Origin of the sequence: Sporosarcina sp. P17b, from assembly GCF_002743115.1 — a bacterium.
GTDB lineage: Bacteria > Bacillota > Bacilli > Bacillales_A > Planococcaceae > Sporosarcina > Sporosarcina ureae_C.
Genome location: NZ_PDYP01000005.1, coordinates 163,458 through 179,688 on the forward strand (window position 1 = coordinate 163,458; position 16,231 = coordinate 179,688).

The 16,231-nt window shown below is 43.7% G+C and carries 14 protein-coding genes; 9 read left to right on the forward strand and 5 right to left on the reverse strand.

The window, feature by feature from the left end:
* Positions 1-21: 21 nt before the first annotated feature.
* From CSV76_RS08090 to CSV76_RS08130, 9 genes are all read left to right on the forward strand, one after another.
* Positions 22-1,182, forward strand: a complete 1,161-nt coding sequence (locus CSV76_RS08090) for a thiolase C-terminal domain-containing protein (protein WP_085426198.1) — start codon at positions 22-24, stop codon at positions 1,180-1,182.
* Between the two features lie 11 nt (positions 1,183-1,193).
* On the forward strand, positions 1,194-1,631 hold the full coding sequence (locus CSV76_RS08095) for a Zn-ribbon domain-containing OB-fold protein (RefSeq protein ID WP_085426199.1): 438 nt from the start codon (positions 1,194-1,196) through the stop codon (positions 1,629-1,631).
* A gap of 31 nt (positions 1,632-1,662) precedes the next feature.
* Entirely contained in the window at positions 1,663-2,859 is a 1,197-nt protein-coding gene (locus CSV76_RS08100; protein WP_085426200.1) for an acyl-CoA dehydrogenase family protein, read from the forward strand.
* Between the two features lie 20 nt (positions 2,860-2,879).
* Positions 2,880-4,013 carry an acyl-CoA dehydrogenase family protein gene (locus CSV76_RS08105; protein WP_085426201.1) on the forward strand — a complete coding sequence of 378 codons (1,134 nt, stop codon included), beginning with the start codon at positions 2,880-2,882 and terminating at the stop codon, positions 4,011-4,013.
* Positions 4,014-4,031: 18 nt separating this feature from the next.
* Positions 4,032-5,519, forward strand: coding sequence for an aldehyde dehydrogenase family protein (locus CSV76_RS08110; RefSeq protein WP_099625222.1), 1,488 nt, complete (start codon positions 4,032-4,034; stop codon positions 5,517-5,519).
* Positions 5,520-5,667: 148 nt separating this feature from the next.
* A complete protein-coding gene (locus CSV76_RS08115; RefSeq protein ID WP_099625223.1) occupies positions 5,668-7,110 on the forward strand; it encodes an MFS transporter in 1,443 nt (480 codons plus the stop codon).
* A 33-nt stretch (positions 7,111-7,143) separates the two neighbouring features.
* Positions 7,144-7,917: an electron transfer flavoprotein subunit beta/FixA family protein gene (locus CSV76_RS08120; RefSeq protein ID WP_099625224.1), complete on the forward strand. Its 774-nt coding sequence runs from the start codon at positions 7,144-7,146 to the stop codon at positions 7,915-7,917.
* Between the two features lie 30 nt (positions 7,918-7,947).
* Positions 7,948-8,934 (forward strand): electron transfer flavoprotein subunit alpha/FixB family protein, encoded by a 987-nt coding sequence (locus CSV76_RS08125; RefSeq protein WP_099625225.1) that lies wholly within the window; start codon positions 7,948-7,950, stop codon positions 8,932-8,934.
* Positions 8,935-9,077: 143 nt separating this feature from the next.
* Positions 9,078-11,072, forward strand: coding sequence for a helix-turn-helix domain-containing protein (locus CSV76_RS08130; RefSeq protein WP_099625226.1), 1,995 nt, complete (start codon positions 9,078-9,080; stop codon positions 11,070-11,072).
* A 1,157-nt stretch (positions 11,073-12,229) separates the two neighbouring features.
* On the opposite strand, the gene CSV76_RS08135 is transcribed toward CSV76_RS08130, so the two are convergent.
* The 5 genes from CSV76_RS08135 to modA form a co-directional block, all read right to left on the reverse strand.
* Positions 12,230-12,604 carry an rRNA methyltransferase gene (locus CSV76_RS08135; protein WP_099625227.1) on the reverse strand — a complete coding sequence of 125 codons (375 nt, stop codon included), beginning with the start codon at positions 12,602-12,604 and terminating at the stop codon, positions 12,230-12,232.
* A 39-nt stretch (positions 12,605-12,643) separates the two neighbouring features.
* Complete coding sequence (gene fni, locus CSV76_RS08140) at positions 12,644-13,675, reverse strand: type 2 isopentenyl-diphosphate Delta-isomerase (RefSeq protein WP_099625228.1); 1,032 nt, start codon at positions 13,673-13,675, stop codon at positions 12,644-12,646.
* A 126-nt stretch (positions 13,676-13,801) separates the two neighbouring features.
* Positions 13,802-14,470 (reverse strand): ABC transporter ATP-binding protein, encoded by a 669-nt coding sequence (locus CSV76_RS08145; RefSeq protein WP_099625229.1) that lies wholly within the window; start codon positions 14,468-14,470, stop codon positions 13,802-13,804.
* Positions 14,471-14,487: 17 nt separating this feature from the next.
* Positions 14,488-15,162: a molybdate ABC transporter permease subunit gene (modB, locus tag CSV76_RS08150; protein ID WP_369823309.1), complete on the reverse strand. Its 675-nt coding sequence runs from the start codon at positions 15,160-15,162 to the stop codon at positions 14,488-14,490.
* A gap of 28 nt (positions 15,163-15,190) precedes the next feature.
* Positions 15,191-15,979, reverse strand: coding sequence for a molybdate ABC transporter substrate-binding protein (gene modA, locus CSV76_RS08155; protein ID WP_099625230.1), 789 nt, complete (start codon positions 15,977-15,979; stop codon positions 15,191-15,193).
* Positions 15,980-16,231 lie beyond the last annotated feature (252 nt).

Genomic DNA, 16,231 nt, shown 5'->3' on the forward strand with positions numbered 1-16,231 from the left:
TGAAATAGGAGGAATATGACTATGGGAACTATTAAAGACCGCTACGCCATTGTAGGCGTAGGAGAGAGCGAACGCTCAAGAAAATCGGGAACAACGCCTCTTCATTTAGCACTCGATGCTGCAAGAGTCGCGATAAAAGATGCAGGTTTGAAAGCGACGGACATCGACGGATTCATGAACTATAACGAAGGAGATTCTTGTACTTCCCATCAACTGGCAACGTATCTCGGTGTACGACCGAAATACGTCAAAGATATCCAAGGTGGCGGAGCGAGTACTGAGATGCTGATTGCGGATGCCGTGGCGCTCATTGAAGCGGGGCAGCTCAATACCGTATTGATCTATCGTTCATTAAACGGAAGCTCAGGAACACGTGTAGGACGCGGCTATGACCCAGATATGCTTCAAGGTGCACTGGCTGGCGGGAGCTTCGTCATTCCGTATGGTTCAGCGAGTCCGTCACAATGGTTCGGTATGTATGCGACGCGTCACATGCATGAAACGGGTATTACGAAAGAGCATCTCGGACATGTGTGCTTGAGTTTCTATGAGCATGCACAGCGTAATCCAAAAGCTTTCTTACACGGTAAGCCGTTAACGATGGAAACATATCTTGCTACACCGGATATTAGTTCGCCATTTAATATCCATGATTCGTGCCTCGAGCTAGATGAAGGCAATGCGATCATCGTGACGTCTGCAGAAAAAGCGAAAGACTGCACGTCAAAACCCGTCTATATTATGGGAATGTCCGCACGCCAATGTCATCCGCACGTACACTACTGGAATGACATCGACCAAGTCGCTTCGGATTATGTAGCGAAAGAACTTTATGAAAATGCGGGTGTAACTCCAGACGATATCGACGTGGCGTCGATCTATGACTGTTTCAGCTGGGTCGTAATGCGCCAGCTTGAAGCCTATGGATTCGCGAAACGCGGAGAAGTAGGAGATTTCGTTGCAGAAGGTAATTTGAAGATTGGCGGAAAATTGCCAACTAACACAGCGGGTGGCATGTTATCCGAAGGCTATACGCACGGAATGAATAATGCGATTGAAATCGTTAGACAGCTGCGCCACGACTATGAAGGAACCGACCGCCAAGTAGAAGATTGCAAGATCGGTATTTGTACCGGTTGGGCTGGACCGGATATTGCAGGCGCTATGATCTTACGAAACTAGGAGGAATCACTATGACACAAGCAACGACAGCATACCAAAAACCCATTCCATTGAAAGATATAGATAATGCCCCGTACTGGGATGCAGCAGACAACCATCAATTGGCACTGCAAAAATGTGAGGACTGTAATGCTTATTCACAACCACCAGGCCCTACGTGCGCAAAGTGCGGAAGTGAAAATGTCCGCTTTGAACAGTTAGGTGACGATATAACAGCGACAGTCTATTCATACGTCGTGTCCTACCGTCCATTCCTGCCGGGCTTCCAAGATGAATTGCCGACCATCATCGCACTCGGACAGCTCGATCAAGTACCGGAAGTGAAAATTATGTGCAACATTTTACAGTGTGAGGAAAAGGACTTGGAGATCGGCATGCCAATCCGCATGACATGGATTGATATTACGGAAGACCGTGCATTGCCACAGTGGATTCCAAGCACGAACTGATCGATAGACGACATAGAAAGGATGAGCGAGTATGGATTTCTCTTTCACGAAAAAAGAAGAAAAATTTAGAGCTGAATTACGAACGTGGCTCGAGGCCAACCTTCCTGAAGGCTGGCTAGAAGGCAAGCGAGACTTACCGGAAGATCTCGATGAATACTCCCGCGTATTACGCGCATGGCAAAATACATTGTACGAAGGTGGATGGGCAGCGATCGCGTGGCCTAAAGAATACGGTGGACGCAACGCCAGCTTGATGGAAGAGATCATCTATCATCAAGAGATGGTGCGCGTGAAAGCACCGCCACTCATTAACTATATCGGGATCCACATGGTAGGTCCTACGTTGATCGACATCGGCACTGATGAACAAAAAGAAAGATATTTGAAGAACATCTTAACAGGGGAAGAAATTTGGTGTCAGGGCTATTCAGAGCCGGGCGCAGGGTCGGATTTAACGGGACTTAAAACACGTGCCGTAAAAGACGGTGATCGTTGGCTCATTAATGGTCAGAAAGTCTGGACAAGTTTTGGTCACGTGGCGGATAAATGCTTCTTGCTGACGAGAACGAGTACGCATCCAGAGAAGAAACACCGCGGTATTACCGTATTCATGATGGATATGCACCAGCCAGGCGTCGAAACGCTTCCGATTGTTCAGATGGATGGAGAGTCAGAATTTAACGAAGTGTATATGACAGATGCTGTAGCGACAGATGCAGATATCGTTGGACAAGTGGACTCAGGCTGGCATGTATTGATTGCCTTAATGCTCCATGAACGTACAGGGATCGGCGCAGAACTATTTACACTCGAAAAACAATTCAACGATACGGTGGAACTGGCACAGCAGTATAAAGTAAATGGCCGTCCATTAATCGAAAATCCAGCAGTTAGACAGAAATTGGCGAATTTCTATGCCCGCGTGCGTGGATCGCTACTCAATTACTATAAAAACTTAACAACGACGATCAAGAACGGTCAACCAGGTGCAGAAACGTCTATCGATAAATTGGTCGTTACGGAGCTACATCAAGCACTTTCTGCATTTGCAGTGGAAATTCAAGGACACCAAGGTGTGTTATTGGATAAGGATGCTGTAGCGGATCCGAAGTGGCAGCATTTATTCCTCGCTTCATTCGGACAGACAATTGGTGGCGGTACGAGTGAAGTGCAACGCAATACGATTGGCGAGCGGGTACTCGGATTACCAAAAGACATGGGACGTTAATAGATGTGGAGGGATGAACTATGGACTTTTCATTAACAGAAGAGCAAGAAATGTTTCGTGGACATATTCGCAAAATGCTAGATAAATTTGGCGGCACACAAGTAGCTCGAGAAATGATCGATCAAAATCCGCAAAATTTGGAGAAAGTGTACAAGACGCTAGCTGAACTCGGATGCAGCGGCATCAACATTCCAGAAGAGTATGACGGCATGGACCTCGAGGCACTCGATCTCGTTCCAACGTTTGAAGAGATGGGCCGTTCATTAGTACCCGGCTTATTCATGGAAACTTCTGCGTTGGCAGTGCCGATTCTCAAGAAATATGCGACAGAAGAGCAAAAACAACAGTATTTGCCGGCGATCGCCTCAGGAGAAAAATGGATTTCATTCGCAGCACTAGAACCATTCAACGACTTCTCCCCGGCAGGGATCCACTGTACATTGGAGCAGAAAGATGGACAGTACGTACTAAACGGCATAAAGACGCTTGTGCCGGAAGCAGAACTTGCGGACGCATTCCTCGTGCTCGTTCGCACAAACCAAGAAGATCTAGAAGACGGACTTACGCTTGTGTTGATCGATAAGACGGATGCACTGAACATCGAGAAACAATCATCGTTTGACGAATCCAAACATGTAGCGAAAATGGAATTCGGAAATCTAGTCATCACTCAAGAGCAAATCATAGGCGAAGTAAATAAAGGTTGGACGCAGCTTCAAGAAGGTCTATTGTACTTTAACGCTGCACTTAGTTCATACATTGTCGGCGCAATGGAACAAGTCGTCCATATGGCGACGGAATATGCGAAGATCCGGGAGCAGTTCGGTCAAGCGATCGGACGTTTCCAAGCGATCAAGCACAGTATTGTAAATATGAAAGTGAATCTCGAAATCGCTCGTTCACTGAGCCATTATGCCAACTGGGTAGTCGATACAGAAGAATTTGACCGTGAAGCAGCAGTATATAGCGCCCGTACATATGCGACGGAGAAATTCATCGAAGTGTCGGCACATAATATCCAAGTCCATGGCGGCATCGGATTCACAGAAGAAATCGATTGCCATTTATATGTTAAGCGCGCCCGCTATTATGATCAGTATTTAGGCTCCACCCCTTTCTATCAAGAAAAAGTAGTCGCGTCACTAGGCTGGTAATTTGAAGGAGGAAAACATATGACGAATGTATCCGAGAAATCCAAATTGACGACATACGGTAATATCATCAATGGCAAGTCCGTACAGGCAAAGGACGGGGCAGTATCGAACAGTATTGATCCGTCTACAGGTGAAGTGTGGGCGAAGATTCCGTCCAGTAAGAAAGAAGATGCGGAACTTGTCATTCAAGCGGCACGTGGAGCGTTTGAGGACTGGTCGAATCTACCGGCACGTACACGCGGAGATTATATGCGCAAGATCGGAGACATGATTTCTGACAATGCTACAGAGTTACTGGAGCTCGAAACACGCAACAATGGCTGGGTACTCGATGAATACGGCTATCTCGCGGAAGTGTTGAAGCAAGTTTGGTACGACGCAGCAGGGGCAGCGACATTAGTAGGCGCACAAGGACGTACCGTACAGATGGGTACCGGAGACTTCGGCTTCACGAAGCGTAAGCCATACGGAGTAGTCGTTGGAATCTTACCTTGGAACGCACCGCTGTTTACGTTCACGATCAAAGCAGCCTATGCACTCGCAGCAGGAAACACCGTCGTGATCAAGCCAGCGGAAAGTGGAGCGGTTGGATCTTTACGGTACGGTGAATTAATTGCACAAATACTACCTCCTGGCGTACTCAATGTCATTTCAGGAGCAGGTCGCGAAATTGGGGATTATCTTGTCAGTCACAAGGAAGTGAATAAAGTGAGTTTGACGGGCTCTAAGGCAACGGCTGAACGAATTACGAAGGCTACTGCCCATTCACCGAAGTCATTGATTTTTGAGCTCGGCGGTAAGTCACCGAATATCGTCTTTGAAGACGCCAATATCGACCAAGCGGTACACGGCTTGATCAACGGAATCTTCACACCAAACTCCGGTCAAATCTGTGTAGGTGGGTCACGCATGTTAATCCAGCGTTCCATTTACGATGAAGTGGTCGGACGCTTGAAAGAGTTGATGACGGACAAGGAATTCGTTAAACACGGTAATACGCTCGATACGACGAATACAATGGGGCCAATCGCCAATGAAGCGCAATTCAAGTCGGTTTGTGGCTATATCGACGAAGCGTCAAAAGACGACTACGAGGTTGTCTTCGGTGGACAGTATGGCGGGGAAGCGGTTCTACCAGGTCAACCGGAATTTGCGGACGGCTACTGGGTACAGCCAACGCTCGTAAAGGTAGCGGATAACAGCACAAGACTAGCTCGTGAAGAAATTTTTGGTCCAGTGGCGGTTGCGATTCCGTTCGATACGGAAGAAGAAGCGATTCAAATTGCGAACGATACGAACTTCGGCTTAGCGGCTGGAGTGTGGACGCAGAATTTGGGTCTGGCTCACCGGATGATTGATCAGCTTCAAGCGGGCAATGTATGGGTCAATACGTACGCTAGAGTGGGAGCGGATCTGCCGTTTAGTGGTGTAAAGGAAAGTGGTTACGGTACAGACTCGATTCTTGATTATACACAGGAGAAAGCATGTGTCATCAATATAGGCTAATCCACTAGTAACGATAAGATCTGTGACGGGAGAGCTTCGGTTTTGCTGCAAGCATGCCTCCTTTCGCAGATTTTTTAACCTCAGCTAGATTTGACATAATAAATAAAGCTTACAAACTAGTACAACATCGATAAAGGGAGGCCACTATATGAGTGAAGCGGCATTGAAGGATCAATCGATTAATAGAGGTTTTTTGTTCATCAGTTTCGGAGCGTTCTTTATTATGTTAAGTTTAGCGACCCATCTTCCAGCTTATCCGCATATGATAGCGGAATTTAATCTAACGCCAGGCTATGCCGTGTGGATGCAACTTGGTTTGGCTATCGGATTGACAGGTTTCCAGCCGTTGCTCGGATGGATCGGCGATTCGTTCGGATTAAAGATCGTGATCTTAATCGGCGGGATCTTTATGGTCATCGGTTCATTGCTTGTAGCATACTCGTTTTCATTTTGGGTGCTTGTTCTCGGCTTGTTCTTTAAGGGCATCTCAGGAGCAGCGATTGCACCATCGGGAATTGCCTATGCTGGAAAATTCATGGTCGGTACACAGCGGGCTAAAGCAATTGGAACGTTTGCGGCATTCATTACGATCGGTTCAGTGTTCGGACCAATTATTAGCGGCATGATTGTCGATAATGCCAACTGGCAAGCGAGCTTTATGTTCACTGCGGTTCTTGGCGGAGTAGGAATTGCGCTCTTTGCTTTTGTCCCACATGTCAAAGTACCAGCAAGAAAGAAGCTGGATGTTCTCGGATTAGCTTTCGTCATCGTTTTATTATTAGGTCTACTGACGATTCCGACATTTATCAACAGCTTCGGTATCGAATCGGGTATGTGGATTCCATCATTGCTAGTGTTCATTTCGGCATTGATTATCTTGATCTTCGTAGAGAAGAAACAAAAAGCACCATTGCTTGATTTGAAGTATGCCGTGAACCGTAATTTCTGGGTTCCGACGACGATTGCTGTATTCATTTTCCTAGGGTACACAGGCATCATGTACTTACTGACATTCTTTGTTCAGAACGTACAAGGTAAAGCGGCTACGACGGTCGGATTTTTACAGATGGCGGTATTCCTCGGTACATCAGTCGCAGCGTACTTCAGCGGAAGAATTTTGAAGAAACTTTCCGCCCGAACGATTATAGGCTCGGGAATTCTCGTATTTGCTTCGGGGATTATCATGTTGAATTTCGTTACGCTTACGACATCGTTCATCTATTTGTTCATTTCGATGAGTCTGATCGGGCTTGGCGTCGGTTTCCAAACACCTGCAGTGAAAGGCTTGATCGTTTCGGAAGCGTCAATTGAACGGATGAACGTCGTGACATTTACGAATACAGTCATTGAAAGTCTGGCACAGAGAATGGGCGCATCGTTTGCTTTAGTCGCTTTCTCGATCTTCAGTGCAAGTGGTAACAATGTCGGAGCGGTAGTCAGTACTTCCTGGGTCATCATGGGCTTCGTCGTCATCGCCTTGTTGTTCTTACCGTTGATTCCGCGAACTATTCCTGGAATTCATACGAATGAAGATGACTTACTCGGGACGAAAATCATACCGAAACCTTTAAAAACCGAAGAAATCAACTAAATTTGCTGTTGCGTACAGAGAGGAGTCTTTACTATGAATATTTATGTCTTACTGAAAAAAACATTCGACACGGAAGAAGCCATTGCCGTGTCAGGCGGCAAAATTGATGAGAGCGGTGCAGAATTCATTATTAATCCTTACGATGAATACGCCGTCGAAGAAGCTATCCAGCAGCGTGATGCGCATGGTGGCACGGTAACCGTCGTCACGATCAGTGATCAAGATTCGGAGAAGCAACTACGCACGGCGCTCGCTATGGGAGCCGATCACGCAGTACTCATCAATACAGATGACGACCTTGACGAAGGCGATCAGTTCACGACAGCGAAAATCCTTGAGAAATTCTTTGAAGATAAAGAAGTGGATTTGATCCTTGCAGGCAACGTAGCGATTGACGAGGCAAGCGGCCAAGTCGGTCCGCGTCTTGCTGAACGTTTGGACATGCCGTTCATCACGACAATTGTCAAACTAGAAATCGCTGACGGTGTAGCGGCAATTGAAAAAGACGTGGAAGGCGATCTAGAAAGAATCGAAGTATCACTTCCTGTTCTCGTTACATGCCAGCAAGGATTGAATGAGCCGAGATATACATCACTACCAGGCATTATGAAAGCGAAAAAGAAGCCTCTTGAGCAATTAGAGTTAGATGATCTAGATTTGGATGAAGACGACGTGGCGGCTAAGACAGCAACTATTGCGGTGTTCTTACCTCCTACAAAACAAGCTGGACGTATTCTAGCTGGCGAAACAGAAGTCCAAGTGAAAGAATTGGTCGATTTATTGAGGAATGAAGCGAAAGTAATGTAACTACGCCTATAGACGGAAAGGAGTTTTATCATGAGTAAAAAAATACTAGTAATCGGTGAATTGCAACAAGGAGATCTACGAAAAGTAAGTTATGAGACGATCGCAGCCGCGAAACAATTGGATGTCGATGCGGAAATTATCGCATTGGTCATGGGAGACGGTGATTTACAAAAACCGGCTCACGACATGATTCAGTATGGTGCCGATCGTGCGATTACAGTAACTCACGCAAACTTAAGTAATTATACTTCTGAAGGCTACGGTCAAGTCATTATGGAAGTGATGCGAGAAGAAAATCCATCGGGTATCATCATGGGCCATACTTCCATCGGTAAAGATGTCACTCCTAAAATCGCCAGTCGCTTAGAGCTCGGTTTGATCTCAGATGCCGTAGCGATTGAAAAAGAGGACGATCAAGTAGTCTTCACTAGACCGATCTACTCTGGTAAGGCGTTCGAGAAGAAAGTGATGAATGACGACGCACTACTGTTCGCCACCATCCGTCCGAATAATATTTCAGCATTACAGCACGATGCAAGCCGTACAGGCGATATCGCTGCAAAAGAAGTGGATGTCAAAGATTTGCGAACGATTGTCAAAGAAGTGATCCGCAAGAAAACGGAAGGCGTCGACCTATCCGAAGCGAAGATCGTTATCGCAGGCGGACGCGGCGTTAAGAGCGCAGAAGGCTTCAATGCATTGTATGAGCTAGCAGAACTGCTTGGAGGCGCTGTAGGGGCTTCTCGTGGCGCGTGTGACGCAGATTACTGTGATTACTCCTTGCAAATCGGTCAAACAGGTAAAGTCGTCACGCCAGACCTTTATATTGCGGTAGGGATCTCAGGTGCCATTCAGCATATGGCCGGGATGTCGAACTCCAAAGTAATTGTCGCCATCAACAGTGATGCAGAAGCGAACATCTTCAACATGGCGGATTACGGAATCGTCGGAGATCTATTTGAAGTCCTTCCGTTACTTATTAAAGAAATAAAACTAGAAGGCGCGCTCGTATCTTAAATTGTAACAAGCCGTACAGTTCAACTCGTGAACTGTACGGCTTGTTTTGTCTCAGCTGCTTTTATTCTTGTAAGAGCATATAGATAATTCTGTAATCTCATGATATACTACTTGGAAATTACGGTTTATCGGGGGGACATTTTTTGATCAATTACGATTTACTGTTGAATGACACGAACTACGAACTAATCCACCATCAATCAATCGCTAATAAAATCGATCGATTCCAAGTAATCATTATTCATGATCGCCAACCCAACTTTTTTGATTATAATTATTTATTAAACTTTCCTTCTGAGAATGTACGAAAAAAAGTAGATGCCAACCGCATTTTTCCAAGAGTAAAAAACGAAACATTCGTCGTCCGTCAGCAAAACTACGAGGACAATGTTGATTTATTTTTCAAGATGCGTGTAGATGCCAGACGTGAACTACTCGCGAAAGCGACAGAGTTCATGATTGCTAAATTTTTCAGCACTTATGAAAGTCATCTGGCGCCGTTACTTGCGGATAAGCCGACACTCAAATGGGACATTATCAATAAATTACATGATAAATACGATAAAATGCTACGTGCACACGTCGGACTTAACGATGAAAATTCTTGGAATGTATTCAGCACGTGGTACAGAACGTATTTAAAGAATTATACCGTCAACGAGTTAATCGTAAAACATGGCTATGATACGTTGAACGCTCTTGATAAAGAAGAGTTAAATACATTATTCCTCGAAAAAATGAGCAATAGTTTTGCTTCTAATGACAGCTTCCTGAATACATTTACTACTGACGTCAACGCGTATATTGAAAAAATGGTTTCTGAAATACTCATGGCGTTTGAATCAGAAAAAAACTCGATGGAGCAGATCAATGAATTACTCGGGGTTAGCCCGAATTTTTCGGTGCATCAGCCGATTGAAGCCACAGTAAAAACAAATAATCTTGTTGTCATGAGTAATGCTGTGTATCAATTCATTACAGAAGCAATTTCTAATCAGAAATTCGTATGCGAAGCGGATCAATGGCCACGCGCAACTATTCATGGGTCGAAATTAGAAGGTTCTTTGCAATTGCTTCCGAATGAAGACAACCGTACTGCAAGCCAAATGAATCTACTGCATGGCTATGCCCACACTTTATCAGAAGTCGATGTCGACGTACTCGATTCCTTATGTCATATGTATTTGACTCAATCACCGCAGGCAGACAAACGAGTAGAAATTCGGATTGATGACTTATTAACAATCCGTGGACTCAAAACCAAACTCGGCGGCACGGGGCGACGAGGAGGCTACGAGAAAGAACAACGTACTCAAGTAATGAAAGCGCTTTCCGTTATGCAAGCACTATGGATGCAACTTGATAGTGTAGTAGTCTATGAACAAGGCAAACCGATTAACAAGAACATGCAAGGACGTGCGTTTGTTTTCACGAATGAAGACGGAAGTTCATTCGAAGTCACTGAAGATATAACACCGGAACGTTTATTTATCAAGCTCGGAGAAGTATTCAATCATTTCTTACAAGGCTCCACGAGACAAGTGAAACTACTGCCGAATCAAGCGATCGAACTAAATCCATACCAGCGTAAATGGGAGAAAAAACTCATTCGGTATATTAGCTGGCGCTGGCGTACACAAGCCCGCAAAGCAAGCTACTTGCAGCCACATAAAATCAGCACATTGCTCGAAAAAATAGGTATACAAATTGATACACAGGCTCCGTCACGCATTCGCGACCGTCTAGAGAAAGCGCTAGATCTACTAGAAGAAGAAGGCGTCATTACGTTTTGGCAGTACAATCAATGGAACGAAGACAGCATGTCGAAAAAAGGATGGCTACGCGTCTGGTTAGATGCTACGATCATCATCGCACCGCCTGACGAGATTGTGAGCTATTATGAACCGATTGAGAGAAAGAAATCGGTCAAGACGCCGACCAACTTCTCCTTAGAGCCACAAAAAGTCTGCAAAAGCATAGGTAATGATTTTAAGGAATGCCGCATCAAACGTGGCTTGACACTCAAACAAGTATCAGATCAATTGAAAATTTCGACATCCTATATAAGTAATATCGAACGAGGCGGGGCATTACCATCGCAAACTGTCTACAAAAAGATGAAGGAATGGTTAAATTAAACTCGATTCTATTTAAGTTTCGACTTAACATAATATGAAGATAAAAATATATGTTATAAAAAATAAAAAAAGCGAACATACAGACGCCATACTAGGGTATACTAAGCAAAGCTCGTAAATTGTCGAGTTTTGCTTTTTTATCGTCAAAAGTAATAACTAATGGACTTTAAAATCATAAGAAACCTGGTTCCAAATAATCCTTGTTTAGTTTATTATTGTTCGCGCCGTATAAATAGGAACGCAATAAATATCTCACGTGTTGTAATCAAGGGGGGAAGTGGAAAGGGCAACAACCAGATCATATGTGGATCGATAGAATATGAAGAAAATCTGTGTTGCGATGTATTTACATGTCGTGATACGAGTGAAAGGTTTGCTGCGCCACACGGACAAGGTGTATGCAAGACAGATTTCCTGATCAACTTATACAATTCCATTAACGAATACGAACATACAAGCGGTAAAAGTGATAGACTAAGAACGGTCTATATGTATCGGAAAATCTAAATGCTATATGTAATCTTATTGAACATGGTTCCAAATAATCCTTCTTTGCATAATTTTCCTCGCATCATGCTATCAAATGAACATCGACTATTCCACGTAAAGTAATCAAGGAGAGGACCATCAAGTACTAAAACAAGCAGAAGATAAGAAGTTTAATCAGTCAACTGCAAGGGAAAGGGCGGTTAAACAGAAGACGATAGGATAATCGCCATGATAGTACGTGTCAATAGTCTTTAAAAGCGATACGTCAATTAACAAATTCAACACGGAGCTAAAGTGAACCTATAAATGACTGGTTAAATTAAGCTAAGCTAATGAGATCGATCATCCAGATAAAAAATGAAATATAAATCGCAAAGCAATACTAAAGATTTTATAGAGTTTAGTTAAGAAAGCATTGGCCAACCATTAAACAACACCTAAACATTAAACAACACCTAAACATTAAACAACACCTAAACATTAAAAAACCTTGAAGTAAACACGTTAAGTAATTATAATAGGCCTAGCGCATAAATCATTGAAAAAAGCGCAAATATCTCACTATCGCAAGTATACTTCTAAGCGAGACGTAACTTCCTATAATTTATATTATGTTCGGGGCGTTCTACGATCTATATAGTTTCCAATCTCCACGTATCCTTCTCGCCCTAGCTTTCTAAGCGATTCTTATGCTCTTTAGTCTTTATATCTTTGAAGTCGATATATCCTACACTGTACTCGATGACATCGTTTATGAACAACTTATGATCCTTAGCGAACTCTTTCACAGATTCAAGCAATTCTTTATCATACGTTGTTTTATACTGAATTCGATCTACTGGACGCAAATTCTTATCGTATTCAATAACTCCTGCAGCCAATACGTTCCACAAACCGTTTTCCAGCAAATAATTGCTATGTGTATTATGTCGCTCTGATAATTCCTCTAATTTCTCTAAAATCTCCTGACTAATATTCGTCCGAAACTTAATCCGTGTTTCATCAGTAGTTTGAATGATTCTACCACTTACTAATTTCCACATTATTTATACCTCCTAAGTCATCATAAACTCGCAGATGATTCACGAGTTTATTCTTTGTAATCGATCGGTTTGTTGCAATGCTTGGATATTCGCTGAACCTGTCGCAAACATCGCCATTCTTAATTCTAATTCACGCACTTCCATTGTTTGGAAAACGCTTTCAGCAGATATAGTGGCTTCTTCTAGAATTGCACGTCCAAAACCGACAAAATCTGCGCCGAGTGCAATACATTTTGCTGCATCGACACCCGTATGAAGTCCGCCGCTTGCAACGAGTAATTTTCCGTTCATATGAAGTCTAACTAGCTCAAGTGATTTCGTTGTCGGAATTCCCCATTCGCTAAACGCTGCCGCTGCTTGTTGTTTGATCGGTGTCGTACGGTATTTTTCCACTTGGCTCCAAGATGTTCCGCCTGCACCCGCTACATCAATGAATGACACGCCAATATCTAGGAGCTTCTTCGCGGTTTCCCCATCTATTCCCCATCCAACTTCTTTAATGCCTACAGGAATCGTTAATTCATTGCATAATTTCTCGATTTTAGAAAGTAATCCACTAAAATTCGTATTTCCTTCTGGTTGAATGACTTCTTGTAAGACATTGATATGCAGTACTAACGCATCTGCATCGGTGTAGTCGATAATTTGACGGCATTCATCAGCAGAAAATCCATAATTCAGCTGTACGGCACCTAAGTTGGCGATAATTGGTGTAGTTGGGGCGTACTTTCGTAATGCAAATGAAGGCCGGAATGCTTTACTTTCAATTAAAGCGCGCGTAGAACCTAGCGCAAGTGCCCAGCCGCGTTGCTCTGCAGCAAGTGCCAGATTGCGGTTGATCATTTCCGCAAAATCTGCTCCACCAGTCATTGAACTGACCAAAAAAGGAGTTTTGCATGTTTTGCCTAGAAAGTCTTGATCCGTATTGATTTCTTCAAATGATAATTCAGGTAAAGCATTATGTAAAAATTCATATTGTTCCACGCCTGTTGTGATCGAGTTTCCCGTCACGTGTTCATCCAGTACAATCTGGATATGCTGCGCTTTCCGATCATTTAGTTGCTTGCCCATGATTTTAGCTCCTATCTGGTAGTGAATCCATTTCGATACATATCAGTTACTAAGCATTATAGCGGTTCTCCGAAGATTACACAAAACATAAAAAAGCTCAGATATGAAATCGGAGCTTTCTGTGTGTTAATAGGTGGAAATCAATTGTTTTTTCCACTTTTCATCTTCAATTTGTCCTTCATTTAAATAAATAATCCGGTCTCCAAGACGTTCTGCTTCATCTAAATCATGCGTAACGACAATAAAAGGGATTTTCCAACGGTCGTGCAGGCGTAATAGCTCATCCTGACACTGTATACGTGTTTCTCTATCGAGAGCGGATAATGGTTCATCGAGCAATAGTACGGAAGGTTGTGTAGCTAACGCTCTCGCTAAGCCAACGCGTTGCTTTTCACCACCCGAGATTTGGTGCGGATACTTCTGCAATAAATGTTCAATGCCCAGTACGTGAAGTAACTCACGAATGGTTTCGGTACTCTCTTTTCGCCGATTCTTTTTAACACCAAACCAAATATTCTTCTCCACTGTCTTATGCGGAAATAACGCATAATCTTGGAATAAATAACCGATTTGACGATCACGAGCGGGCAATGGTTTTTCGCCGGTTTCATAAAAGGTTTGTTCTTTTGAAAGAATCATGCCGGAATCTGGATGTGTAAGCCCCGCAATGCTGTTCAGGATAGTGGTCTTACCAGAGCCTGATCGACCAACTAATACAAGAATCTCTGAACACATTTGAAAATGAATATTCATCTCATAGTGTGCGAGCTGTTTAGTGATTTCTACATGCAACATGTCGATTCCCCCTAGACTCACGATTTTGTAAAACGTCTCATATTACGTTTGCTCCACCAGTTCACCCATAAAATCAAACTAAATCCGAATGTAATGATGATAACGACCCAAAACGTCGCCTTTTCCATCTGACCCGACTCCACTGCAAAGTAGATCGCCATTGGAATGGTGTCGGTTTTACCCGGTATGTACCCTGCCAACATCAACGTAGCACCAAACTCCCCAAGTCCCCTTGCGAATGAAAGCACCAACCCTGCCAGCAATCCAGGCCAAGCGAGCGGAAACACTACTGACCAGAAGACGCGCCATTCAGAAGCGCCCATCGTACGCGCGGCATTGGATAGCCGTTCATCCAAACTGTCAAAAGCGGCCGCAGCACTTTGATACATCAGCGGAAATGACACAACAATCGAAGCAATGACAGCGCCAATCCACGTAAAGACAATCTGAAAATCGAACCACTCAAGTAACCAACTTCCAATCCAGCCTTTTTTGCCGAATAAAATAAGTAAACCGAATCCAACAACAGTCGGGGGTAACACAAGTGGCAGCAAAAACAGGGCTTCCAATATACTTTTTCCGAAAAAATCACGCTTTGCGAGCAAATATGCAATGAACACACCAACTATAAATACAAAGAAAGTGGAGATGGCAGCCACTTTTAAAGATAATAACAATGGAGAGTAATCCATTTCCAGCACGCCTTCTCCCCCCTTTCATTTACTTAAATCCAAACTTCTGTAATGCCTCTTTACCTTCAGCACCCGTTAAATAATTAAGGAATTGCTGTGCAGCTTCCTGATGCTTCGAGTCTTTAACAACAGCCCCAGGATAGACGATTGGCGAGTGCCAACCCGTGTCTGCCACAGCCAATACTTTCACATCGTCCGAAATGAACGCGTCGCTCGAGTACACGACACCGTAATCCGCATTGCCCATTTCCACATGTGTCAACACTTGCCGTACGTCGGATCCTAAAACTAACTTTTCTTTCAAAGGCTCCCATAAATCCAAGTTTTCAAATGTCTCTTTCGTATAGCGTCCAACCGGAACGGATTCCGGCTCGCCTACTGCGAAATGATTGAGTGCTGCCGGATCAATTTCTTCAAATGAAGAAATCGTACTGTCAGAATCTTTGTGTGCAATCAATACGAGCGCATTCTCAGTAAAGTCTTTTCTTGATTCATTGATGAGTAAGCCTTTGTCTTCCATTTCATTCATGTCTTTTGAACTTGCTGATAAGAAGACATCAGACGGCGCGCCATTTTCAATATTGGTTGCCAGTTTACCAGAACTTCCGAAGTTGTATGTAACGGTAACACCTTCGTTGGCTTCTTCAAAATCTGCTTTCAAGTCTTCAAGTGCGTCAGTTAAGCTAGCGGCAGCTGAGACTAATATTTCAGCTTCAGGTGTTTCTTGATCTGTTGCATCCGTATTATCCGTATCTGAACATCCTATCAGAAAAATAGTTAGCATAACGAACAAAGTAGAAAGTAAAAAATGTTTCACTATGTAATACCCCCTAACACATATAACTAATTATAGTTAAAAGTATCATAATATGCTTTGAAATGAAACGGGCCTATCATTCGCCGTGATCATTCTCTAGCAGTCTCAGGAGTTGCGTGAGTTGCGTGAATTGCTATGAGCGGTTATAGGTGTTCTATGATCACTTAGTTAGTTCTATGAGCGCTCGCGAAGTGTGATAGAGCGGAAATCGCATGTCATAGAGCGATTAACTAGACTCTAAGAGCACATCAA